Consider the following 22,251-nt stretch of genomic DNA (forward strand, 5'->3'; position numbering starts at 1 on the left):
ATGGCCAGCTCCGCCCTGGTTCCCTCGCCGCCGCCGAGCCCCACCTACCGGGTGGTGAAGTGGGCCTTCGTTACGCCGATCTTTCGGCTGTTCCTGCGCGGCCGCTGCCGTGGCATGGAGCTGGTGCCCCTGAGCGGTCCATTGGTGGTGGTGGCCAACCACGGCTCGCACCTGGATCCACCGCTGCTGGGCCATGCCCTGCCGCGGCCGGTGAGCTTCATGGCCAAGGCTGAGCTGTTCAAAATCCCTGTGATTGGCCCATTGATCACGGCCATGGGGGCTTACCCGGTGAGCCGCGGCGCCAGTGATCGCGAAGCCATCCGCACGGCCCTGCGCCGCCTGGAGGAAGGCTGGGCCACCGGTGTGTTCCTGGATGGCACCCGCCAAGCCTCTGGCCGGGTGGAAGACCCCCAGCTGGGGGCCGCCCTGCTCTCAGCCCGCAGCGGAGCGCAGTTGCTGCCTGTGGCGCTGGTGAACACCCACAGAGCCTTTGGTCCCAAGCAGCGGTGGCCTCGGCCGGTGGCAGTGGAAATTCGCGTGGGTCAACCGATCTCGGCGCCGGCCAGCCGCAGCCGCGCGGATCTGGAAGCCACCACAACGCAGTGCCAACAGGCCATCAACGCCCTGCTGGAGCGCCCTGCATCTCCTCTTTGAGGTCGCGGCCACTCACCACCCACACCAAGGCCCGCACCCCATCACCCCAAACCTTGCTGCGCCGCTCCGGGCGGCAATCGTCGCCGCACGGCACCGGCACTGGGGTGAGATGAATACCGCGGCTGCCAGCCACTACACGGCCCACCAGCAAAGCCCGGTCCATGTGATCGCTGCTGGTGACCAGCAAGACATGGCGAATACCGCGGCGGCGCAGGCGGTCCACCAGGGTGGTGAAGTTGCTGAGGGTGTCGCGGGCTGCGTAATCGAGCTGCAGCTTCTGGGCATCAACGCCCTGGCCTTCAAACACCCACTGGGCATATTCCGGGTTGCTGCCGCCGGTGATCAGCACCGGCAAGTTGCTCTGACGCGCCAGGGCAGCGGCCTGCTTTTCCCGCTCCACATCACCGCCCAAGACCAGGATCATTTGCGGTGGCGGCATCCAGGGCTCCAGCAGCCGCGGCAGCAAACGCCAGCCACCCCAGAGCAGCAGCACCACCACGCTCCAGCGAAGCAAGCGCCGCATCAGCTCTGCACCGGCGAGGTGGGATAGATCGGCAGCACGGGCTGCCAGGGACCTGGCTGCTTGGCCTCAGCCGCCGCCTGGCCCAGCTGCAGCAGCTGCAATGCATCAGCCGCCGCATCCATCTCCGCTTCCCAGCTGGGCCCTGGCAGTTCGCTCCAACCCTGGCGGTAGAGCCGCGGCGCCTCCAGCTCCACCACACCCTGGTTCTGCCAGCTGTAGCGACCGGCCACCACGCCACGGCGCGGCAGGGTCTGGCCGATCCAACAGGCCTCCAAGCCCTGCAGTTCCTGCTGCCTGCGCCGCGCAATCAGCTCAAAGCTGCCCCAGCCCCACAGGGGACATCCCAGCTGCTGGGCCACGGTGCGGGCCAACACCACCGTGAGCCGCGTGCCCGTGAAGCCTCCAGGGCCTGTGGCCACAGCCAACCACTGCAGCTGGGCCCAACGGGCTGCCGGCAACAGCTCCTCCACCGCTTCCAGCAAGCCATTGGCCAACTGCCGGCCCAGGGGATGGGCCATCGAGCGGCTCTGGCCGCCATCGAGCAAGGCCAAGCCAAGGGCTGGGCTGCAGCTGTGCAGGGCAAGGGCGCAGCTCATGAGGGCACCGGCGCCCCAGGGCGCAAACGCTGCCAGTGGCCGCGATCGAGGGCAAAGCTGCTGCAGGAGCGCACATCCCACTCGATGCCCCAACTGTTTTCAATGGGGCGCAAACTCACGTGAATGCGGGGCTGCTCAGGCTCAAAATCGGGTTCAGCGTTGAGGTGGGGTTCACCGTGCTGGGTTTCCACGCGGTGGTAGGCCTTGCACCGGTCCACCCACTGGCAATCAACACAGATGCACATCGCCGCGGAGGACCGCCGTTGATAGGAATTGTGCCGCGGCCAGGATGAGGTGATGCATGCCCTCTCCGCTACGCACGCTGCCGAGCAGGCCTGGGAAGCCCTCAGGCCTGCTCGCTGGCCGCTGGCACCGGGCTGTTTTCCTCCTGGCAGCGCCTTGGTGGGCGGAGCGGTTCGCGATGCGCTTTTGCAGCGGCTGGGGCCCTATCCGGATTTGGATATGGTGATCCCCCAAGGGGCCATCAAGCTCTGCCAACGGCTTGCCAAAAAGCACCGAGGCACCGCAGTTGTGCTCGATCGCGAGCGGGACATGGCCCGGCTGGTGCTGGGCCCCTGGAGCTTGGATCTCGCAGCCCAAGAGGGGCCGGATCTCATCAGTGATCTGCAGCGGCGCGATTACGGCATCAATGCCCTGGCGCTGCCGCTCATCGCTGAAGCGCCCCTACTGGATCCCACTGGCGGCCTCGATGATCTCGCCAAGCGCCAACTTCGGGCCCTCAGCGAAGCCAACCTGCTGGCTGATCCGCTGCGGCTCTTGCGCGGACCGCGGCTGGCCGCCGAGCTGAATTTCAGCCTGGAAAGCACCACCGCTGCGTTGATCAGCCGCCACAGCGCTGCCCTGCCCCAGGTGGCCGCTGAACGGGTGCTGGCCGAGCTGGAGAAACTGGCCGGCTGCCCAGGCGGTGATGCCGGGCTGCAGCAAGCCAGCGACTTGGGCTTACTGCAGCTGTGGGAGCGGCCCCTCACCGCTGGGGCGCAAGGCTCACTGGAGGTGGCTGGCCTCAGCGCTGAGGAGCTGAGGCAGGCGCTGCCCTTGGCGCGCTTGGCCCAGCGCTTTGAGGGAGAAGCCCTGGGCCAGCTCAAAGCCAGCCGCAAGCTGCAACAACGCTGCGCAGTGCTGCGCCACTGGGTCGAGCAGATCAGCCAGCCCTTGGAGGAAACCGCGATGCTGCAGCTCTGCCGGGAACTACAAAACGACCTCCCGGCTCTGGTGCTGCTGCAACCCAACGCAACCGCTGGTTGGCTACAACGCTGGCGCGATCGGTCTGATCCGCTGTTTCACCCGCGCAGCCCAATCGATGGCCGCACCCTGCAACGGGAGCTGGGTTTAGCCCCCGGCCCGCAGTTGGGAGAGCTGATGGAACGGCTAATCCTGGAGCGCGCTTTTGGGCGCCCACATTGCATAAAAACGGCCAAGGGTCTGTGCCGTGATTAACTTTCCTCTGGCCATCACGTGACCCTGCCTTTCAAGGACACCGAACGCAGCCTCTCTTTCTTTCGCCTGAATCCCCGATGAGCACTCGTCTCTACGTCGGCAATCTGCCCCAGAACTTCGACCAAAAAGAGTTGGAGGGGATGTTTGCGGCTGTCGGAGCAGGTGTGCGTTTCAAAGCAGTTCTCGATCGCGACACCGGCGTCTGCCGCGGCTTTGGCTTCGTCAACCTCGATGACCCCAAGCTCACCGATGCGGTGATCGAGCAGTTCAACAACCGCGAGTACGGCGGTAACCAGCTGCGCGTTGAGGTGTCTGAGCGCCGTGAATCCCGCGGCAATGACCGCGGTGGTGATCGTCGCCGCGGCCCCGGTGGCGGTCCTGCTGTGGCACGCAAGAGCGTTGACAAGGTGGTGCACAGCGAGCCCGCTGACAAGGAAGCTCCCGAGCCACGCTGGGCCGGCGAACTCTCCAAACTGAAAGACCTCTTGGCCAACCAGAAGGCCTCGGTCTAAAGCCCTTTCTCCATGCCCCTCCCTCCCCTGCAGCACTGGACCTGGCAGGGGGAGGAGGGGATTTTTGCGGTTGGTTACCGGCAACAGCCAACTGAAGGGCAAGGCGCCCCCGTGCTGTTGGTGCATGGCTTTGGGGCCAGCAGTGACCACTGGCGCGCCAACATCACCCCGCTCGCCGAGCAGCAACCCGTTTGGGCTCTGGATTTGTTGGGCTTTGGCAGCAGCGACAAGCCCCGCTCGCGGCTAGCCGATGAGCACCAAGCACCCGATTCGGTGCGCTATTGCTTCGACCTCTGGGCCCAGCAGGTGGCGGATTTCGCCTGCCAGGTGGTGCACCCCCAAAAACCTCTGCAGCTGGTGGGCAATTCGATTGGCGGAATCGTGGCCCTGCGGGCTGCTCAGCTGCTCAGTGAGCGCGGCCAGGCTCCAGCCCAAGTGATCCTGCTGAACTGCGCCCAGCGCGCCCTCGATGACCGCCGCGCCGCGCTGCTGCCGATCTGGGAGCGCTGGAGCCGCCCGATGGTCAAGCGCTTGGTGCGGCAGCGCTGGTTGCTGCAGCCTCTGTTTCGCACCGTGGCCCGGCCGCTGTTCGTGCGGCAGGTGCTCGCCCAGGCCTACCCCAGTGGTGCCAACGTTGATCAAGACCTGATTGAGTTGCTGCTGCGGCCAGCACAGCAGCCTGGCGCGGTGGAGAGTTTTCGCGGCTTTGTGAACCTGTTCCGCGACCACATGGCCCCTGAACTGCTGCCGCAACTGGAACTGCCCGTGCGCTTGCTGTGGGGCGCCGCTGACCCCTGGGAACCGATCGCTGAGGCGCGCCGCTGGGCCGAGAGCCACAGCTGCATCCAGGAGCTGCATGAGCTGCCCGGCGTGGGCCATTGCCCCCACGACGAAGCTCCTGAGCAGGTGAACCCCGTGCTGCAGCGCTGGCTGGCCGCCTAACGGGCCTGCGCGATCAGATAAGACAGCGGCAGGTCCATCAACTTGCCCACCCGCGGCACATAGGCGCGGTGGTTGAACACGTCGTAGTTGAGGCGCTCAATGGCATCGAGGATGCCGCGGTAGAGCCGCAACGAGGTCCACACCGGCCAGCGGGCATCCGGCGCCAGCCAGCGCACTCCAGCCTCAGAGCGCGCAAACCACTCGCGAGCCCGCTCCAGCTGGAAAGCCATCAAGGCACGCCAGTTGTCATTAAGGGTGCCGGCCATCAGTTCGGCTTCGGAATAGCCAAAGCGCTGCAGGTCTTCCTGGGGCAGATAGATGCGGCCGCGGCCGCGGTCTTCGCCCACATCCCGCAGGATGTTGGTGAGCTGGTTAGCGATACCCAAAGCCACAGCGGCCTCGCTGGTGTCGGGGCGTTCGCTCCAGGGGGCCGTGGTGTACGCCGGATCAAGGCCCATCACCTCTTGGGTCATCAGGCCAACGGTGCCCGCCACGCGGAAGCAGTACTGCTTGAGCTCAGCAAAATCGGCATAGCGATGCTTAGCCAGATCCATGCGCTGGCCCTCGATCATCTCGAGGTAGGCCTCCAGGGGCTGGGGGTAGTGCTCGATCACATCGGCCATCACCCGATCGAGGCCATCGCGCACCTGACCAGCAAAGAGCTCGCGGGTGCGCTGCTCCCACAGGTCCAACCGGGCGCTGAGTTCAGCCACCGGCAAGGCCTGGGCCTCGGGGCTATCCATGAGCTCATCGGTGCGCCGGCACCACACGTAGATCGCCCATATCGCCCGGCGCTTGGCGGGCGGCATCAACAACGTGCCTAGATAAAACGTCTTGGCCCAGCGCTCGGTTTCAACCCGGCAGTCCTCATAGGCCTGCTCAAGATCAGGGATCCCAAGCGCAGGAGCAGGCGGGCTTAAGACCATGCTTCAGGCCGCCACAACTTCGGCGCAGAGCTTACCGCTGAGCACCGCGCCTTCCATCGAAGCCAAATAGCGCTGCAGGGTGTAATCGCCGGCCATAAAGAAGTTGGGCACTGGTGTCTTCTGCGTCGGCCGCAGGGGCTGGCAGTTGGGAACGGTTTTGTAGACCGAAAGCGGAGTCTTCACCACCTTGCTCTTGCGCAGCACAGCTGGGTTCTCAGAGCCGAAATGCTGCGGGAAGAGGCGCTCGAGCTCTTTTATGGTGGCGGCCACAATCTCTTCATCCGGCCGACCGATCCAATCCTTGGCCGGGGCAAACACCAACTCCAACATCGAGCGCTCAGCGTCTTCGTATTCGCGGCAGGTGTTGCTCATGTCGGCATACACGCTGAGCAGGGGCGAGCGGCTAAACAGCAGGTGATCGATGTCGGTGAGCTTGCGATCAAACCAAAGGTGGATGTTGATCACCGGCACCCCACGCAGGCCATCCAACTTGCTGAAGAAGGGCATCTGCTTCCAGGGCTCAGGCAGCAGCAACTTGAAGGGATCCACTGGCAGCGCGCTCACATAGGCATCAGCGGTGAGCGTGTAGGGCTCTTTGCCAGCCACACCACCAATGCGGAAGCCCGCCACCGAGCCATCTGCATTGAGCTCGATCTCCCGCAGGGGGGATTCCAGATGCACCTCACCGCCTTTGGATTCGATGTGCTCCACCATTGGCTGGCAGAGGCGCTCAGGCGGGTTGCCATCAAGGAAGGCCATCTTTGAGCCGTTCTTTTCCTGCAGGAAACGGTTCAAGGCGGTCAGCACCACGGTGCTGGAGATCTCATCAGGGTCGATGAAGTTCAACGCCTTGCTCATGGCAAGGAACACCTCGTCATTAACCCGCTCAGGGATGTTGTGGAGCTGGAGCCACTCAGTCCAGGAGTATTTGTCGCACTCCTCCACATAGCCCTGACCGCGCAGCATGGCGGGCACCAAGCCCAGGCCGAAGCTGATCTTTTCAGGCCAGCTGAGCATGTCGTTGTTGCCCAAGATGGCTGCCACACCGTTGATCGGGGCGGGCAGATCCGGAAAATCAAAACGGCTGTAGGTGCCCGGAACCTCCTTTTGGTTGAAAATCATCGAGTGGCTCTTCCACTGCAGCCGCTCCTCGATGTTCAGCTCTTTAAATAGCTGCAGCATGTTCGGGTAGGCCCCGAAAAAGATGTGCAGGCCGGTCTCATACCAATCACCGTCTTCGTCTTGCCAGGCCGCCACCTTGCCGCCGAGCACGTCGCGGGCTTCCACCACCACCGGCGTGTGGCCGGCATCACTGAGGTATTTGGCACAGGAAAGCCCTGCAAGGCCAGCTCCAGCAATTGCCACCCGCATCGTCGCGCCCGTCGCACATTGATGGCTCACCATAGAGTTGAGCTCATGCCCGCTGACTGGTTGAGGTGTCTGATACCCCGCTGAAGTGCACCACCCGCCACGTGCGGATCTTCACCGCCACGGTGGAAGAGAGCGGAGAGCTCAAGGCCTCCGACGACAAACTGACCCTCGATCTCGATCCTGATAACGAGTTCGAATGGGATCAGCCTGTGCTGGCCAAGGTGCAACAGCGTTTCGCTGAACTCGTTGATGCCGCGGCCGGAACTGAGCTGAGCGACTACAACCTGCGCCGCATCGGCACCGACCTGGAAGGTTTTATCCGCCAGCTGCTTCAGACCGGTGAGCTGCGCTACAACCTCGGCGCGCGGGTGCTGAATTACTCCATGGGCCTGCCCCGCACCCCTGAGACCCTCTGATGGCCCCCCGCCGTCCCCCCTCCCGCTACGACGACGATCGCTATGACGATCGCGATCGCTATGAGCGCCGGCCGCCGCAACGCGGTGGCAATAGCGGCAACAAAGGTGGTGGCGGAGCCGGGCTCACCTTCAACACCGCCACAATCGCCGTGCTGGCCGGCATTTTGATCATCGGCATCGGCATCGGCACGTCGCTCACGAGCAATACATCGGGCTCCCAGGGCAACATCGCCAGCAGTGAGCAGCTCGATCTGGCCGTTCCTGACCCGGAATTCTGCAAGCAGTGGGGGGCTAGCGCCTTTGTGATGGACGTGGAGATGTACACGACCATGAACCCCTCCACCAGCTTTGTAACCCAGCCCAAGCTCCAGCCGGGCTGCGTCATCCGCCGGGAAAACTGGGCCGTGCTGCAAAAAGCCGGTGCCGTCACCACCGATCAGATGCGCGATTGCAAGCAGCGGATGAACACCTTTGCCTACATCGGCTCAATTCGCGATAAGCCCATCGTGCGCTGCGTGTATCAAACCGACGCCGGTGAGAACAAATTCCAGAACCCCGGCATCGCTGGCGCTGCTGATGACACCGTGGGCATCACTCCAGAAGCAGATCAGTTCTGAGCCTTAAGCCGCATCAGGAGCCTGAGCTGATTCAGCGGAAGGCTGAGGGCGCCTAAGTGGGCTGTCGGGGCTGGCGAACACCGGCAGGATTTCGCGGCGAAAGGCAGCTGATGCCCGTGAGCAATAGCGGGCGGGGTGGGTGATCAGGCGCAATTGCCGGCGCACGCTCAGATCAGCCATCACGCCCCTGTGCAACGTGCCGCTGGCCAACTCCCGCTCGATCGACACCACCGGCAAAAATGCTGCGCCCAGGCCGCTCTGCACAGCATTTTTGATGGCTTCCAGGGAATTGAGCTCCATTTCAATGCGCAGACGCTGCACATCCAAGCCGCCGCGGGAGAGCAGCTGGTCCACCACCTTGCGAGTGGTGGATTGCGCATCAAGGCAAATGAAGGAGAGCCGGTAGAGGTCGTCTTTCTGGAGTTCCTGCAGCCGCGCCATCGGATGTTTCACCGGCAGCACCAACGCCAACTCTTCACTGGCATAGGGCACCACCTGCAGCTGCTCCATCAACTCCGGCGGGAGCTCACCTCCAATGATCGCCAGATCGATCTGACCATTGGCCACGCTCCAGCCAGTGCGGCGGGTGCTGTGCACCTGCAGCTGCACCGACACATCCGGGTATTTCTGGCGGAACAGGCCAATCATCCGCGGCATCAAATAGGTGCCCGTGGTCTGGCTCGCACCCACGATCAGCGAGCCACCTTTGAGGTTGTGCAGATCATCCAGGGCCCGGCAGGCCTCCTGACACTGGCTCAAGATCCGCTCGGAATAGCTGAGCAGCAGGTGGCCGGCTTCGGTGAGCTGCGCCTTGCGGCCACCGCGATCAAACAGGGAAACATCCAGCTGCTTCTCCAGGTTCTGGATCTGCAAGCTCACCGCTGGCTGGGTGACGAACAAGCTGTCAGCGGCCTTCTTAAAGCTGCCCTCGCTGGCGATCGCCCGCAGGATGCGCAGCTGATCAAGGGTGAAAGGAAGGTCCGCCACTAAGAGCTAGGTCAAAAGCCGCGAGCGATTAAATCATAAGGTGCGCAAATCCGAATAGCCAGAAAAAAGGGTCAAAACTTATATATTAATCCTTTTTAGCTTGCTTTTAAGTAAGCCAAAAACCTCGAACGCAAATCGACAAGAAAACGCAAAATGAAGCTGTCTTTAAAACCAAGAGTTGATTTACTATTAGGCCCATAGCGCAAAACCAAAGTTTCACGCCACACCCTAAAAGCAAGCGAACATGTTTCTAAAGGGATTAATTGAAGTAGATTTTGCTGCACTAATTGAGAATTGAGATTGCCTCTTACACGTTGCTGAGAGGGCAAAATCTCAGCACTAGCATTAAAAATAGAATCAAGCAAGCCGAAGGGGTCCTTGCAATGTTGATTAAATCCTGAGGTGTCCTTCAAAAGCGATGCAACTATTCTGACAGCACCAATTCCATAATAAGGATAAGCATCGGAAGACGGAGCGACGCGCTCCTCCTCAACGAAATAGTTCAAGTAGGTGAAATCTCTGAGCACAGTTGGCAGATTTGAAAGCTTGACAAAGCCTTCCTTTAAAGTAAGAGTTTGGTGAATTAGCTCTAATCCTCCATAAAAAAGTTCAGATTCTTTGTCACCACAAAGCCTGGCAAAATTGGACAGCAACTCTCTTGCTTGAATTGCATAGTAAAGAGAGGGGCATCCAACCATATTTAAAGTTTGATATTGAATGAACCTCCCAATACAATTATCCACTGTCACTGAAGCGCCATAGAAAAACCGGTCAGAATCATCAAACTTGAGGGAATTTCCAGAGAACCCCAAAATATTAATTTGCCGACCAGCAACACACTTAAATCGTATATTCGAATCCAAGAAATCAACGCACTCAAGCAAATAATTAGGCACAATAAGGTCATCATCACCAACAACCATTACATAACGAGACGTCGACTTACTTGCCAACAAAGCAATCCTCGCAAGGTAAGTCTGCTCAGGCGCATGCAAATAGACAAGGTTTATGCTTGCTTGAAGCTTTTCAATAAGAGCTAAAAGCAACGGATAACATTTTTCCGGATCAAAGCCAACGGGAGTACCATCAGCAATGATGAATTCAACTTGACTGAAGAACAGGCGCCAGTTGCCAGAAGTTAGTAAATAATTAATATAAAGCAAATTCCTGTACAAGCCAGGATATCTTTTCCAGGTTGGGATAAGAATAGATAATTTTGTAGTCACATCTCAGAAACAATTAAATTCAACACGACACAAGACCAAAATCCAGGAAATCAATTATATTTTAAGCAAGCTAAGACTTACGAAGATATGCATTAGGCCAGTAAGTAACACGTTCTGCTATGGAACCCTCGTTAAATGGCCTAAAAGGTTCTTCTAACTTGAAGCTTGGGTTAGTTTCGAGGAAATCTGCAATCGCAGAGAGAGGGTTATCCCATTCCCAATCTTTATTGGTGCGTGGAGCACCGGTCACTTGCTTCATAATGCCATCACAAGCAACAATATAACTTCCAGAGGTAACAAGTTGACTGTAGAGATTAAGCTCTGCTAGTACGTGAGATTTTGTGTGATTACTATCCAACAAGACCAATACTTTATCGGACGCTGAAACCATAGATTTTACCTGACTGAATATGTTCTCATCTACTGAGCTGCCTTCTATAAGTTTGATGAGTGGTGATAAACGATGTTCCTCAATTGCCAATCTATTATGGTTGCGTATTTCTATATCTATACCTACAACTCTACCCTTTCCGATTGCTGTGCATAAGCTTGCGTAAAATATTAATGACCCACCATGGGCCACACCGGTTTCAATAATGACATCAGGTTGCAAGTCATAAATGACTTCCTGAATACGGATCATATCCTCTGGAAGTTGAATAATAGGCCTGCCTAGCCAGCTGAACCCATAAACGTATTTTGTATCCCATCCAGACCGAAGCCACGCGTCACTGAGAATCTGGAATGCTCTGGGGTCAGATAAACTTAACTCTTCATCATTACAACGAATAATAGAAGCATCGCCGTCAAAAGAGAAAGATAGTCCCATTTAAGAAAAAGAGTAAAAGATTGACTTAGAAAGCTGTAGAGGTTAGCGGAGAGAACGAAGGTCCAAATTCACCACGGATTCGATCAACGTTAATTGGTGGGAATATTATAGCCTTACCCGGATTCCGAGCAAACTCAACGATAATACCTTTTTGCCGCAACCATTGCGCTACTTGGAGGTGAGAAGATTGACAGCCACTTGCAACATTATAGATTCTAAATTTCCCTGAATGAGAGATGCAATCCAAATAACGAGCTACTTCTGACAAATGAATATAATCCTTTGCACAATCCTGATGTTGTCTGATAATTACCTTTGAGTTGAGCGATGATTCATTTAACAAAGAGCCAATAAAAGTTGCTGACGGCTGGGAAGGTCCAACGACATTACTAATGCGAGCAACTCTAAAACCATTGCGCGAATCATTTAGCACAAGTGATTCGCCCATTAGCTTTGAGATATTATACAAATCACCAGGATCATTGCTATTCATAGTTAGCATATCTTCTTCCGATGAAGAGTTCGATTTTTGATAAACTCTTGTCGAAGAGAGATAAAGTAATTTTTTTAGTTTCTTATTTCGGACAATTCGCATCAAAAGATTAACGTGGGCGTCCACCGTCTCATAGGGGAATTTCCTGAAATCAGCAGTTAAACCAATGCAGTAAAAAACTTCATCAACTGCTGCCTCACTCTCTATCCAATCGTCAATGTTATTGCGGTCAATAAGAAGGGGTGACTGCCCCTTAGCTCTTAAATAATTTGCAAGAGAGGAACCAATCCATCCAGTCGATCCAAGAATAACTTTTGTAGTCAAAATCAGTAAAGCTAGAGACTAATGGGCATGTGCAACGAAGGTGAGCGATGACGCAAATATTTTGGGCTTACATCATTGACGAAATTAAATCTCGACGGATTGAAAAACTTATCGCTCTTAGATGCAACCACATTAAATCCATGTGGTGGGCCGTCTAAAACAACATTTGTGAGCGGAATTAATTCGGGTTTTTCCAAGTCAAGCTCCCAATTAGATTGACAATCTCTTAAAGCGTAAATGGTGTAGCCATGGCCAACTAAGCTTTCAACAATTGAGGTATTTGAAAGGCCATTAGACCAGTCAACATATTTGCGGTGAACCTCAAAAATAACGATGGGTGCGTGATCCTCAGGCATCGACAAAAGCTCCGAAGCGCCTTTCAATGCGCATTCTTCTGAGCCTTCAATATCTAACATCAGGAGAGAAATAGACTCAAGCTTATTTTTTGAAACAATAGTATCGATGGTTTTACTTAAATAAGTCGAAGAGTTGCTTTGCCGAACTGATGCATGAGAATCAGTGTTGTCTAACTCAAAGCAAAGACCTTCTTCAGACCACAACACAGCATCCTCTAGAACAATTTTTTCTTGAAGACTATTTAAAATTGCGTTAGCGTTTAATAGATTGCGTTGTTCGGAGTTTGGCTCAACACAGACTACCTTAAATGGTTGCTCACGTTTAAATAATTGATGCGCTGCAACTAATGCGTGATCACCAAAATACGCTCCGCCAATCAAAACATTCCCCGGACAAAAATCCAAGGCGAGTTGAACTAGAGCAGTAGTCATTGGCTCCCAAGCATGACTAGGTTTAAGACGCGATCGAAGAAGTATTTCTTTTGCAATATTTGATTTATAAAAATAGTCTAGAATCAAACCACTATCTAACTCTACGCGCATAAGCTCTTCAGGCTTATAGAGTTGATCTAATAATGGATACAAAATTTGTACGCGTGCATCATAGTCAAGGCAGGGATTATCATCAAGAAAGGACGCAAGGCCCCGAATAAAATCCAAATCTAATGCCATACTAAAAGCCTGATCTCAGAGAAGCTTAACATGCCAAAGTGATCTATTAGTCATAGAGGCATACAAACAAATGCGATCAACAGTGCAAGCAAGAGAGATCATTAATCAAGCCTTATGAATTGTCAGATGTGGGATGGCCGTTACAAGTGGAATAGATGGATAAAGCTGTGAAATTTCATTTATTAAATTCCACGGGAAAAGGACTATGTTGTCAGGTTGATTAGTCTTTAATTCCTCGGGACTGACGATGGGTATGTGACTGCCTGGAAGAAACTTACCTTGCTTGCTTTTGGCTTGATCAGCCACCATTGGCAGAAGATCGGGCTGCACGCCGCAATAATTTAGAAGAGTGTTGCCTTTTGCAGCAGCACCATAGCCCAAGACATTAATTGATTTTCTCTTTGATTTAATCAAAAATGAAAGTAGGCCTAGTTTAGCCTCCTCAGCTTTGGCCTGAAAACCTAAATACGCTTCATAACTCTGCAACCCGAGACTATTTTCTGCGTGTAAAACAGCCTGTACGCTAGGAGAAGGATCAATAAATCCTGCTTTTGATATCCAAACCCTAAGACTTCCTCCGTGAGTTGAAAGCTCCTCCACATCGATTACTTGAAGAGAAAATTCTCTACAGATCCTGGAAACTATATGAAGGCTAAGATAACTGTAATGCTCATGATAAATGGTATCGAACTGATTTCCCTGGATAAGCCGAAGAAGATGAGGAAACTCGATGGAAGCTTGACCGTCTGGCTTTAGTAGTCTTGAGATGCCTTGAACGAAATCATTAATATCTGGAACATGCGCCAAAACATTATTAGCTACAACGAGGTCAGCTTTTGAAAGTTGGTCTGCAAGAGCGGTACCAAAAAATTCTTCAATGGTTTGGATGCCCTTTTTTCGCGATGCTTGCGCGGTAGAGCTAGTAGGCTCTATACCTAGGCAGGGAATAGCCTTTTCCTGAAAATACTGAAGTAAATAACCATCATTTGATGCCAGCTCAACAACAAAACTGGCAGAATCAAGCTTCAAACGATCAATAGCTTTGCTTGCAAATGCTTGAGCGTGTTCACACCAGCTTTTGGATGTACTTGAGAAATAAGCATAATCAGCAGTAAAGAGTTCGTCCGCGGCTGCGTGAGCTGGCACCTGCATCAACCAGCACGATGAACACAAATATACTTTTAAAGGAAAGTTTATTTCGGGAAGAGCAAGTTGTTCTGTCGTTAAATATGCATTACTTGGGGGTTGATGGCCTAAATCAATCACTTCATGGTGAAGAGGTGATCCACAATGACGACAATAATGAGTCATGAAAAAGCTTCTAAGAATGGGAGGGCACTGTCTCGATCACTGACAACAGTTACAGGTTTTGGCCAATTTACAGCAAGAGTTGGATCATTCCAACAAACACCTGTTTCAGCCTCGGGCGCCCAACATCCTGAATGAAGATAGAGAAGTTCACTACGAGACTCTAAGACCTGAAAGCCATGGGCACATCCTTCAGGAATCATCAACGCGTTCCCACCGACAGACGAAAGCTCAACTGCATGCCACTGGCCATAGGTGGAAGAGTTGCAACGAAGATCCACTGCAACATCCCAAACACGACCACGAATACATCGCACAAGCTTGGCTTCAGCATATGGCGGAGCCTGGAGATGGAAACCACGGACAGTGCCTACATGTTCAGAACAACTCAAGTTGACCTGAACTATTGAACGTTTGCCCCAAACTTTCTGAAACCCAGGTTCTTGATGCCTAAATGCATTGAGAAATGAGCCCCTATTATCGGAGAAAGTTCCCGATAGCAGCTGCCACAACCCTTCAATTGGTGTACTAAGGAGTTCAACAGACACTTTTCAAAACCTCTTCATAGGCTCTCAAGTCATCCAAACAGCAATCCAATGGTCGAGATCCTTCATGTACTTTTTTGTACCATTTAACGGTTCGTTCTACGGTGGTTTCAAAAGGCCAATGAGGTTTCCAGCCAAGCCGGTGGTAAGACTTATCAATCTGCAGATGAAGTCGTCCAGCTTCATGTGGGTTGGAAGAGATGGAGCAATCAGTCCAAGTACCAATCCAATATTGAAACGACTTTTCAACAAGCTCCTGGACTGAGCGATTCGCACTAATTGATGGACCAAAATTAAATGCTTCACTATGACTTTCATTGTCAGCCATTAGCTTTTCAGCCAAGATTAGATATCCACTTAATGGCTCCAACACGTGTTGCCATGGTCGTGTTGCTTGTGGTGACCTAACTGAAACAGGCTGGCCAGCAGCTACAGCGCGCATCGCGTCTGGGACAATTCGATCCGCTGCCCAATCTCCACCACCAATAACATTCCCTGAACGAGCTGAAGCGATGCGTAGATAAGGGGTTTGGTGTTGTGATGATCCACAAAAACTATCTCTCCAACTAGCAATAGCAAGTTCAGCTGCTGCTTTGCTGGCGCTGTATGGGTCTCTTCCCCCTAATCGATCTGATTCTCGATAACCGTAATCCCACTCAAAATTCTCATAAACCTTGTCAGTAGTAATCATGACCACAGCACATTGATGCTTTACAAAGCGAAGTGCTTCTAACACATGAAGAGAACCTTGCACATTAACGGCCCATGTGTGAAGTGGGTGTTTATAGCTCTCCCTTACAAGAGGCTGAGCCGCTAAGTGAAAAACAACCTCAGGATTAGCCAATTCAACAACCTCTTGCAGTGTAGATAGTTCACAAATATCTAAAATATGGTTGTGAAGTGTGCCAGGCAAGTTTTTTGGTATCTCAGAATCAAACCCAAGCGATCTAAAAAGATTGGGCTCGCCTACAGGATCAAGTGATACCCCCCAAACCTCAGCGCCCAAAGAAAGTAACCAAAGGGTTAGCCAACTACCCTTAAAGCCTGTATGGCCAGAAACAAGAATACGACGGCCTTTCCAAAAAGAAGAATTGAACATCACCACCTCTTCCAGGGGGCTTCTCCAGTAGCCCAAAGGTCTTCAAGACGATTTTTGTCTCTCAAGGTATCCATCGGCTGCCAAAAGCCTTCATGTCGGAAAGCTGATAGTTGACCAGCTGCAGCAAGCTGAGGCAAAACATCTGCCTCCCAACTCGTCGAATCAGCATCAACCCAATCTAGAACTTCAGCTTCCAAGACAAAAAAGCCACCATTTATCCAGGCATTGTCTCCATCTGGCTTTTCTTGAAAATTTCTGACAGCACCACCCGCCAGTTGCAAAGCACCATACCGACCGGGAGGCTGTACAGCCGTCAAAGTAACAAGTTTGCCCATTTGCTGATGATGCGATATCAATGCGCCAACATTCACATCTGCTAATCCATCGCCATAGGTAAAACAAAAAGGTTGATCACCCAAATAGTTGCGAACTCTACCCAAGCGTCCCCCAGTCATTGAGTGATCACCAGTATCGACAAGCGTGATTTTCCAAGGCTCGTTTTTACGATGATGGACTTCCATTCGATTGTCTTCATCCAGGTGAAAAGTCACATCACAAGTGTGCATAAAATAATTTGCAAAATACTCTTTAATTACATAACCCTTATAGCCACAACATATTATAAATTCATTGATACCATGTGAACTGTAAATTTTTAAAATATGCCATAAAATAGGCTTACCGCCAATTTCAACCATTGGCTTAGGTTTGAGATGTGTTTCTTCGCTCAGGCGAGTGCCGAGGCCGCCGGCAAGAATCACAGCCTTCATGAAAAACAGGAATTTTTGTGAAAATATCAGAGTTTGCCGCGACTCAGCAGGCCCAAGCCATCGCTTTGACGGGTGACATCACCAACCCCCATCTGATCCATTCACCAGTCCTGACTCTTGGACCACGAAATCAATCACCACAGCAGCGTCGTGATGCTGATCCTGCTGATCGTCTTTGCCGTGCTGCACAGCGGTGGAGCCTCACTGCGAGCCTGGGGAGCCGAAAAAATTGGCGAGCGGGCCTGGAGATTGCTTTTCGCAGCCGTGAGCATCCCCGCCGCCGTAGTGGTGATCGCCTACTTCCTGGAGCATCGCTACGACGGGCTGCGGCTTTGGAACCTGCAGGATCAACCCTGGATCATTCCGGTGGTGTGGGGCGGAACAGCCATCAGCTTTCTGTTCCTCTACCCGGCCACCTACAACCTGCTGGAGATCCCAGCGGTGCTGAAGCCCCAGGTGCGGATGTATGCCACCGGCATCATTCGCGTCACCCGTCACCCCCAGGCGGTGGGGCAAATCCTGTGGTGCGCCACCCATCTGCTCTGGATCGGCAGCAGCTTCATGGTGGTGACCTGCGTGGGGCTGATCGGCCATCACCTGTTCGCGGTCTGGAACGGCGACCGCAGATTGCAAAACCGTTTTGGCGAGGCCTTTGACGAGCTCAAGGCCAACACCTCATTGATTCCTTTTGCGGCAGTGCTCGATGGCCGCCAACCCTTGCCCTGGCGTGAATTTCTGCGGCCAGCCCAGCTGGGCATTGCCATTGCAGTTGGCGTTTTTTGGTGGGCCCACCAGTGGATTGGGGTGGCCGCCACCAGCTTTGCTCGAACAGGTTTTGCTCACTGGCTCGATGGCGCATACGGGCTGATGGCTTAACGCTGCCTACACTCCGGAAATCGAAGTGTTTTCCATGCCTTCAGCGGCCGAGGTTGCCTGGCTGATCCCATTGCTCCCCCTGGTGGGAGCAGCCCTGGTGGGCTTGGGCCTGATCAGCTTCAACCGCACGCTGAACCGGCTGCGAACGCCCGTTGCGGCTTTTTTGATTAGCTGCGTGGGCGGCTCAGCAGCCCTGAGTTATGGGGTGCTGCTAGAGCAACTCAATGGGGCCGCGCCCTACGAGCAGCTGTTTACCTGGGCCAGTGCCGGCACCTTCAACCTGCAGATGGGTTTCTGCGTCGACCCGCTCGGGGCGGTGATGCTGGCGCTGGTCACCACCATCGCCTTGCTGGTGATGGTGTATTCCCACGGCTACATGGCCCATGACAAGGGCTATGTGCGCTTTTTCACCTACCTGGCCCTCTTCAGCAGCTCGATGCTGGGGCTGATTGTGAGCCCCAACTTGCTGGAGATCTACGTCTTCTGGGAGCTGGTGGGCATGTGCTCCTACCTGCTGGTGGGCTTTTGGTACGACCGCGATGGCGCCGCCCACGCCGCCCAAAAAGCTTTTGTTGTGAACCGCGTTGGCGACTTTGGTTTGCTGCTGGGCATCCTCGGTTTGTTCTGGGCCACCGGCACCTTTGATTTCGAAGGCATGGCCACAGGCCTCAGCACCGCCATGGCCGATGGCCAAGTAGCGGGCTGGGCCGCTGTGGCCCTCTGCCTGTTTGTGTTCATGGGCCCGATGGCCAAATCAGCCCAGTTCCCGCTGCATGTGTGGCTGCCCGATGCCATGGAGGGCCCTACACCGATTTCAGCCCTGATCCACGCCGCCACGATGGTGGCCGCGGGCGTTTTTTTGGTGGCGCGGCTGGAGCCCCTCTACAACCTCTTCCCGCAAGTGCTCACAGTGATCGCCGTGGTGGGCACGATCACTTGCTTCCTGGGGGCCTCCATCGCCCTGACGCAGATGGACCTCAAGAAGGGGCTGGCCTACAGCACCGTGTCACAGCTCGGCTACATGATGCTGGCCATGGGCTGCGGAGCCCCTGTGGCCGGCATGTTCCACCTGGTAACCCATGCCTTCTTCAAGGCGATGCTGTTCCTCGATTCCGGCTCGGTGATCCACGCGATGGAAGAGGTGGTGGGCCATGAGCCGGTGTTGGCCCAAGACATGCGCCTGATGGGCGGGCTGCGCAAAAAGATGCCCATCACCGCCAGCACCTTCTTCATTGGTTGTGTGGCCATCAGCGGCATCCCGCCACTGGCTGGTTTTTGGAGCAAAGACGAAATCTTGGGCCAAGCCTTTGGCAGCTTCCCGCTGCTCTGGGCTGTGGGCTTCCTCACCGCGGGAATGACTGCCTTCTATATGTTCCGGCTCTACTTCCTCACCTTTGAAGGCGAGTTCCGGGGCACCGACAGTGCTGTGCAGCAGCAGCTGCTCGCCGCGGCCGGCAAAGGCGATGAAACGGTCCATGGCCACGCCAGCAGCCCCCATGAATCGGCCTGGCCGATGACGGTGCCCTTGATGGTTCTGGCGGTGCCTTCAGTTCTGATCGGTCTGCTGGGTACCCCCTGGAACAACCGTTTTGCCGGCTTGCTCAATCCAGCGGAAGCGCTGGAGTTGGCCGAACACTTCAGTTGGAAGGAATTCCTGCCCCTCGCTGGCGCTTCGGTGGCGATTTCAATTGCCGGCATTGGCCTGGCCACCGCGGCCTACGCCTTGCGCAAGGTGGATCTCGGCACGGCCGTGGCCGGACGTTTCCCAGCCATCAACGCCTTTCTGGCCAACAAGTGGTACCTCGATGCCTTGAACGAAAAGCTGTTCGTGCAGGGCAGCCGCAAGCTGGCGCGTCAAGTGCTGCAGGTGGATTCCAAGGTGGTGGACGGGGTGGTCAACCTCACGGGCCTGGTGACCTTGGGGAGCGGCGAAGGCCTCAAATACTTCGAAACCGGCCGAGCGCAGTTCTATGCCCTGATCGTGTTTGGCGGGGTAATCGGCCTGGTAGTGATCTTCGGCGCCTTGGGGTGATGCAGGGATTCATCATCCTCGGCTTGCGACCAAGAAAGACTTCAAGAGGATGACTATCAAATTTCTGGTTGTTGTTCCAACGCTCAATTCATACAAACTCTTACCGAAATTCACTCAATCACTCCAATCTCAAACATTTCAGGATTGGCGCTGCCTTTTTATTGATGGCCCCTCATCCAAAGAGCATCGCCAGTGGCTGAGCAATTGCTGCCAAGCTGATACTCGATTTGAATGGAGTGAGCAGAAACCGAAGCACCAAAAAATCTTTGGAGCCATGAATCAAGGCTTCGAGGAGGCCAGGCCTGAGGAATGGATTCTGTTCTGGGGCTCCGATGACTGGGCTGCAAGCTCGACAGTCCTACAGAGACTGGCAGAAGCAATCCCGGCCCAAAGCCAAGCCAGATCGACGGACCTTGTCATCGCCAAAGGCAGGTATGCCAATGCCCAAGGGCAGCTATCGCGTCGCACAGCTTTTTCAGCGAAAAGGTGTTGCGTTAACCTCAACGCAGCAAGCTTCAGAAGGAAACTTTTTCTTGGGCAAACACCCCCTCACCAAGGAACACTCTTTAGCCCATGTGTTCAGAGAAAATTGAATCACTATGACGAGCGCTATCCATTGGCTGCAGATCTTGACTATTTCTTACACCTTAGCAACCAAAAAGCACTGAATATTCGATGCATCGATCTTGAACTGATTCACATGTCTGACGGTGGAGTGAGCGGTCAACACACAAAATCACGATTCAATCAAGTTAAAACCAGCTACCAACAAACCTTTGGAAGCCTCTGGTGGATTCCTTTCATCAGCCGCTACATCCGGCGACTAGCTAGCGCTTGGAAACGATGACGATCATTCACCTTTTTGGCGCTTCAACACCAACAGGAGAAGCCTTTCGGAGGCAGGCCTCCTGCAGCAAAGTCCTGCAACCAATCAAAGCCTATTCACGCAAGAACCCTGAACTGACACCTTGGGATTTCCGAAACCCGGACTCCTTCAAGCTTGACTCGCCAGAAGAGGACAGCATCTGGGTCAGCTTCGGGCCAATCTGGTTGCTCGCAGGCTGCCTTGAATATCTCGAGCAGAAGAGACCCAAAGTCCTCCACAAAATCAAAGGAGTGATCGCCTGCTCATCGAGCTCAGCGAGCACCAAACGTTATGCATTCAATGCTTACGACAAAGAACTCGTCCAGAAGCTGAGGTCATCAGAAGAGCGCATTCAAACTCTGTGCCAACGAAATTCCATCCACTCAAGCATCGTCAGACCAACAATGATTTATGGCCACGTTGGCCCCTATCAAGACTCCAACATCAGCCGCTTGTCGAAGGCCATAGCCACGTATCCATTTATTTTTTTCCCAAAAGAAAGTGGCAAAAGACAGCCTATTCATGCCGCCCAACTCGCAGCAATCGCCCTGAAGATGGCAACTGATATCCAAACCAACGCATTGGCTGCGCCGAAGTTGCTGGAAGTAGGTGGCGATGAGACGCTCAGCTACTTCGCGTTGCTGAAAAGACTGCAATCATCCGGCTCCAGGGAGGCAGTCAAGCGGCGGTGCAGGCTTTTCACAATTCCAAATCAGCTCTTCTTTTTCTTGGCCGCGCCAATCGCACTGTTTTCACTCAAACGCTACGAAGCCATTTTGAGGATTGGCGCTGACCTTGCTGGTTTCACACCAGCGGGCTCCTTGCTGCAGCAACCGGCTGCTTTGTTCCCTGTCGTCGATTACCACGGGCACGGGCCAGACACTCTCGATGCCTAAGCGATGAGCAACCCAGCGCTGTCTCTCTTGGTTGCTCTAACCGCGTGTGCGGCCAGTTGGCTGCTGCTGCGGGCCTTGATCCCTCAACTACAACAGCGGCTACTGGATCAACCCAATGAACGCAGCGCTCACACCAAACCAACACCCCGTGGCGGGGGTGTCGCTTTTGTGCTGGTCACACTGCTGTTCAACAGCTTTTTGCTGCTTGGAGGGCCGTCGCCGGCGCTGTGGATCCCCTGGATTTGTGCGCCATTAGCCGTGGTGGGCTTGCTGGATGATCGACTCAACCTGCCAGCACTGCTGCGTTACGGCATCCAGATCCTCACAGCCATCGCCCTGCTGCTGCCGACAGCTCTGCCAACACCGCTGTGGCCTTGGCTGTGTGGGCCGCTAGTGGTGATTGCGGTGACGGCAGTCATCAACTTTGTGAATTTCACCGATGGACTGGATGGGCTCGTTGCCGGCTGCATGGCCATCAGCCTGGCGGCAGTGGCTCTTGATGGGGCCAGTGGTCTTTGGCCACTGGTGGGCGCGCTCGCGGGATTCCTGATCTGGAACTGGGCTCCAGCCAAGGTGTTCATGGGTGATGTGGGCAGCACCTTTGTTGGTGCCGTCTTCGCTGGGATGGTGCTTCAAGCGACCAGTTGGCCCCAAGCGCTAGCAATGCTCCTGCTTGCAACTCCACTGCTGGCCGATGCCTGCCTTTGCGTGCTTCGCAGGGCAGCCGCTGGTCAACGAATCTTTCAAGCGCACCGGCTGCATCTGTTTCAGCGGCTGCATCAAGCCGGCTGGCCCCATCAAAACGTTGCTGGGCTGTACGCGGGCGCCACCGCCGTTTTGGCTCTCTTACAGCTGACGATCGGACTAGGCGGGGTCCTGGTCGGGGCAGTGGCTGTGATCAGCGCCGGACTTTGGCTCGATCAGAAGGAAGCCGTTCCTTTCGCTTGAACTGTGTGTC

Annotated in this window: 25 protein-coding genes; 11 read left to right on the forward strand and 14 right to left on the reverse strand. The window is 54.7% G+C overall.

Going from position 1 to position 22,251, the window contains the following annotated elements; genetic code table 11:
• Positions 1–654: a lysophospholipid acyltransferase family protein gene (locus SIB46_RS07100; RefSeq protein WP_413295476.1), complete on the forward strand. Its 654-nt coding sequence runs from the start codon at positions 1–3 to the stop codon at positions 652–654.
• On the opposite strand, the gene SIB46_RS07105 is transcribed toward SIB46_RS07100, so the two are convergent.
• Genes SIB46_RS07105 through SIB46_RS07115 form a run of 3 tightly spaced genes read right to left on the reverse strand, consistent with a single transcriptional unit; the run spans position 617 to position 2,018 of the window.
• A complete protein-coding gene (locus SIB46_RS07105) occupies positions 617–1,177 on the reverse strand; it encodes a YdcF family protein (RefSeq protein WP_011934663.1) in 561 nt (186 codons plus the stop codon). The two genes, SIB46_RS07100 and SIB46_RS07105, sit on opposite strands and share 38 nt — an antisense overlap.
• Positions 1,177–1,773: a tRNA (adenosine(37)-N6)-threonylcarbamoyltransferase complex dimerization subunit type 1 TsaB gene (gene tsaB / locus SIB46_RS07110; protein WP_413295477.1), complete on the reverse strand. Its 597-nt coding sequence runs from the start codon at positions 1,771–1,773 to the stop codon at positions 1,177–1,179. Before tsaB ends, SIB46_RS07105 begins: the two co-directional genes overlap by 1 nt.
• Positions 1,770–2,018, reverse strand: a complete 249-nt coding sequence (locus tag SIB46_RS07115) for a Ycf34 family protein (protein WP_413295478.1) — start codon at positions 2,016–2,018, stop codon at positions 1,770–1,772. The genes tsaB and SIB46_RS07115 overlap by 4 nt, the downstream gene beginning before the upstream one ends.
• Positions 2,019–2,070: 52 nt before the next feature.
• On the opposite strand from SIB46_RS07115, the gene SIB46_RS07120 reads away from it, so the two are divergent.
• The 3 genes from SIB46_RS07120 (at position 2,071) to SIB46_RS07130 (ending at position 4,685) form a co-directional block, all read left to right on the forward strand.
• On the forward strand, positions 2,071–3,231 hold the full coding sequence (locus SIB46_RS07120) for a CCA tRNA nucleotidyltransferase (RefSeq protein ID WP_413295479.1): 1,161 nt from the start codon (positions 2,071–2,073) through the stop codon (positions 3,229–3,231).
• A gap of 77 nt (positions 3,232–3,308) precedes the next feature.
• Positions 3,309–3,743: an RNA recognition motif domain-containing protein gene (locus tag SIB46_RS07125; RefSeq protein ID WP_413295480.1), complete on the forward strand. Its 435-nt coding sequence runs from the start codon at positions 3,309–3,311 to the stop codon at positions 3,741–3,743.
• Positions 3,744–3,755: 12 nt separating this feature from the next.
• Positions 3,756–4,685, forward strand: a complete 930-nt coding sequence (locus SIB46_RS07130) for an alpha/beta fold hydrolase (RefSeq protein WP_413295481.1) — start codon at positions 3,756–3,758, stop codon at positions 4,683–4,685.
• Here SIB46_RS07130 and SIB46_RS07135 read toward each other — a convergent pair.
• Both SIB46_RS07135 and pds read right to left on the reverse strand, forming a co-directional pair.
• Entirely contained in the window at positions 4,682–5,611 is a 930-nt protein-coding gene (locus SIB46_RS07135) for a phytoene synthase (protein WP_413295482.1), read from the reverse strand. The genes SIB46_RS07130 and SIB46_RS07135 overlap by 4 nt on opposite strands.
• 3 nt (positions 5,612–5,614) lie before the next feature.
• Entirely contained in the window at positions 5,615–6,982 is a 1,368-nt protein-coding gene (pds, locus tag SIB46_RS07140; protein ID WP_413295483.1) for a 15-cis-phytoene desaturase, read from the reverse strand.
• Positions 6,983–7,047: 65 nt separating this feature from the next.
• Between pds and SIB46_RS07145 the strand changes: the two genes are divergently transcribed.
• Together SIB46_RS07145 and SIB46_RS07150 are read left to right on the forward strand one after the other, a co-directional pair.
• A complete protein-coding gene (locus SIB46_RS07145; protein WP_413295484.1) occupies positions 7,048–7,398 on the forward strand; it encodes an NAD(P)H-quinone oxidoreductase subunit M in 351 nt (116 codons plus the stop codon).
• Positions 7,398–8,015 (forward strand): DUF3172 domain-containing protein, encoded by a 618-nt coding sequence (locus SIB46_RS07150; protein ID WP_413295485.1) that lies wholly within the window; start codon positions 7,398–7,400, stop codon positions 8,013–8,015. The genes SIB46_RS07145 and SIB46_RS07150 overlap by 1 nt, the downstream gene beginning before the upstream one ends.
• A 3-nt stretch (positions 8,016–8,018) precedes the next feature.
• Here the strand turns inward: SIB46_RS07150 and SIB46_RS07155 are convergent, their stop codons facing one another.
• The 9 genes from SIB46_RS07155 to rfbF form a co-directional block, all read right to left on the reverse strand.
• Positions 8,019–9,002 (reverse strand): LysR family transcriptional regulator, encoded by a 984-nt coding sequence (locus SIB46_RS07155; protein WP_413295486.1) that lies wholly within the window; start codon positions 9,000–9,002, stop codon positions 8,019–8,021.
• Positions 9,003–9,097: 95 nt separating this feature from the next.
• Positions 9,098–10,228 (reverse strand): hypothetical protein, encoded by a 1,131-nt coding sequence (locus SIB46_RS07160; protein WP_413295487.1) that lies wholly within the window; start codon positions 10,226–10,228, stop codon positions 9,098–9,100.
• Between the two features lie 70 nt (positions 10,229–10,298).
• The gene (locus SIB46_RS07165) at positions 10,299–11,057 is read right to left on the reverse strand and encodes a cephalosporin hydroxylase family protein (RefSeq protein WP_413295488.1); all 759 of its coding nucleotides are present in this window, start codon (positions 11,055–11,057) and stop codon (positions 10,299–10,301) included.
• A 25-nt stretch (positions 11,058–11,082) separates the two neighbouring features.
• Entirely contained in the window at positions 11,083–11,874 is a 792-nt protein-coding gene (locus SIB46_RS07170; protein WP_413295489.1) for an NAD-dependent epimerase/dehydratase family protein, read from the reverse strand.
• Positions 11,875–11,885: 11 nt separating this feature from the next.
• Positions 11,886–12,902, reverse strand: coding sequence for an FkbM family methyltransferase (locus SIB46_RS07175; RefSeq protein ID WP_413295490.1), 1,017 nt, complete (start codon positions 12,900–12,902; stop codon positions 11,886–11,888).
• Between the two features lie 105 nt (positions 12,903–13,007).
• Positions 13,008–14,213, reverse strand: a complete 1,206-nt coding sequence (locus tag SIB46_RS07180; protein WP_413295491.1) for a class I SAM-dependent methyltransferase — start codon at positions 14,211–14,213, stop codon at positions 13,008–13,010.
• Positions 14,210–14,758, reverse strand: coding sequence for a dTDP-4-dehydrorhamnose 3,5-epimerase (rfbC, locus tag SIB46_RS07185; RefSeq protein ID WP_413295492.1), 549 nt, complete (start codon positions 14,756–14,758; stop codon positions 14,210–14,212). Before rfbC ends, SIB46_RS07180 begins: the two co-directional genes overlap by 4 nt.
• Positions 14,748–15,854, reverse strand: a complete 1,107-nt coding sequence (gene rfbG / locus SIB46_RS07190; protein ID WP_413297733.1) for a CDP-glucose 4,6-dehydratase — start codon at positions 15,852–15,854, stop codon at positions 14,748–14,750. The genes rfbC and rfbG overlap by 11 nt, the downstream gene beginning before the upstream one ends.
• A complete protein-coding gene (rfbF, locus tag SIB46_RS07195; RefSeq protein ID WP_413295493.1) occupies positions 15,854–16,624 on the reverse strand; it encodes a glucose-1-phosphate cytidylyltransferase in 771 nt (256 codons plus the stop codon). The genes rfbG and rfbF overlap by 1 nt, the downstream gene beginning before the upstream one ends.
• A 153-nt stretch (positions 16,625–16,777) precedes the next feature.
• On the opposite strand from rfbF, the gene SIB46_RS07200 reads away from it, so the two are divergent.
• Genes SIB46_RS07200 through SIB46_RS07220 form a run of 5 tightly spaced genes read left to right on the forward strand, consistent with a single transcriptional unit; the run spans position 16,778 to position 22,241 of the window.
• Positions 16,778–17,500: an NnrU family protein gene (locus tag SIB46_RS07200; RefSeq protein WP_413295494.1), complete on the forward strand. Its 723-nt coding sequence runs from the start codon at positions 16,778–16,780 to the stop codon at positions 17,498–17,500.
• A 34-nt stretch (positions 17,501–17,534) separates the two neighbouring features.
• Positions 17,535–19,532: an NAD(P)H-quinone oxidoreductase subunit 5 gene (locus tag SIB46_RS07205; protein ID WP_413295495.1), complete on the forward strand. Its 1,998-nt coding sequence runs from the start codon at positions 17,535–17,537 to the stop codon at positions 19,530–19,532.
• Positions 19,533–19,581: 49 nt separating this feature from the next.
• Positions 19,582–20,379, forward strand: coding sequence for a glycosyltransferase (locus SIB46_RS07210; protein ID WP_413295496.1), 798 nt, complete (start codon positions 19,582–19,584; stop codon positions 20,377–20,379).
• Positions 20,376–21,293, forward strand: a complete 918-nt coding sequence (locus SIB46_RS07215; protein ID WP_413295497.1) for a hypothetical protein — start codon at positions 20,376–20,378, stop codon at positions 21,291–21,293. Before SIB46_RS07210 ends, SIB46_RS07215 begins: the two co-directional genes overlap by 4 nt.
• 3 nt (positions 21,294–21,296) lie before the next feature.
• Positions 21,297–22,241 carry an MraY family glycosyltransferase gene (locus tag SIB46_RS07220; protein WP_413295498.1) on the forward strand — a complete coding sequence of 315 codons (945 nt, stop codon included), beginning with the start codon at positions 21,297–21,299 and terminating at the stop codon, positions 22,239–22,241.
• The last annotated feature ends 10 nt before the right edge of the window (positions 22,242–22,251 follow it).

Source organism: Synechococcus sp. MIT S9452 (genome assembly GCF_047304245.1).
In the GTDB taxonomy this organism is placed as follows: domain Bacteria; phylum Cyanobacteriota; class Cyanobacteriia; order PCC-6307; family Cyanobiaceae; genus RCC307.

Coding starts and splice junctions, on each gene's coding strand:
- rfbF (WP_413295493.1), bottom strand. CDS start 16,624: ATGAAGGCTGTGATTCTTGCCGGCGGCCTCGGCACTCGCCTGAGCGAA.
- SIB46_RS07215 (WP_413295497.1), top strand. CDS start 20,376: ATGACGATCATTCACCTTTTTGGCGCTTCAACACCAACAGGAGAAGCC.
- SIB46_RS07135 (WP_413295482.1), bottom strand. CDS start 5,611: ATGGTCTTAAGCCCGCCTGCTCCTGCGCTTGGGATCCCTGATCTTGAG.
- SIB46_RS07165 (WP_413295488.1), bottom strand. CDS start 11,057: ATGGGACTATCTTTCTCTTTTGACGGCGATGCTTCTATTATTCGTTGT.
- tsaB (WP_413295477.1), bottom strand. CDS start 1,773: ATGAGCTGCGCCCTTGCCCTGCACAGCTGCAGCCCAGCCCTTGGCTTG.
- SIB46_RS07105 (WP_011934663.1), bottom strand. CDS start 1,177: ATGCGGCGCTTGCTTCGCTGGAGCGTGGTGGTGCTGCTGCTCTGGGGT.
- SIB46_RS07210 (WP_413295496.1), top strand. CDS start 19,582: ATGACTATCAAATTTCTGGTTGTTGTTCCAACGCTCAATTCATACAAA.
- SIB46_RS07125 (WP_413295480.1), top strand. CDS start 3,309: ATGAGCACTCGTCTCTACGTCGGCAATCTGCCCCAGAACTTCGACCAA.
- SIB46_RS07100 (WP_413295476.1), top strand. CDS start 1: ATGGCCAGCTCCGCCCTGGTTCCCTCGCCGCCGCCGAGCCCCACCTAC.
- SIB46_RS07205 (WP_413295495.1), top strand. CDS start 17,535: ATGCCTTCAGCGGCCGAGGTTGCCTGGCTGATCCCATTGCTCCCCCTG.
- rfbG (WP_413297733.1), bottom strand. CDS start 15,854: ATGTTCAATTCTTCTTTTTGGAAAGGCCGTCGTATTCTTGTTTCTGGC.
- SIB46_RS07180 (WP_413295491.1), bottom strand. CDS start 14,213: ATGACTCATTATTGTCGTCATTGTGGATCACCTCTTCACCATGAAGTG.
- pds (WP_413295483.1), bottom strand. CDS start 6,982: ATGCGGGTGGCAATTGCTGGAGCTGGCCTTGCAGGGCTTTCCTGTGCC.
- SIB46_RS07200 (WP_413295494.1), top strand. CDS start 16,778: ATGCTGATCCTGCTGATCGTCTTTGCCGTGCTGCACAGCGGTGGAGCC.
- SIB46_RS07175 (WP_413295490.1), bottom strand. CDS start 12,902: ATGGCATTAGATTTGGATTTTATTCGGGGCCTTGCGTCCTTTCTTGAT.
- SIB46_RS07150 (WP_413295485.1), top strand. CDS start 7,398: ATGGCCCCCCGCCGTCCCCCCTCCCGCTACGACGACGATCGCTATGAC.
- SIB46_RS07115 (WP_413295478.1), bottom strand. CDS start 2,018: ATGTGCATCTGTGTTGATTGCCAGTGGGTGGACCGGTGCAAGGCCTAC.
- SIB46_RS07120 (WP_413295479.1), top strand. CDS start 2,071: ATGCATGCCCTCTCCGCTACGCACGCTGCCGAGCAGGCCTGGGAAGCC.
- SIB46_RS07220 (WP_413295498.1), top strand. CDS start 21,297: ATGAGCAACCCAGCGCTGTCTCTCTTGGTTGCTCTAACCGCGTGTGCG.
- SIB46_RS07130 (WP_413295481.1), top strand. CDS start 3,756: ATGCCCCTCCCTCCCCTGCAGCACTGGACCTGGCAGGGGGAGGAGGGG.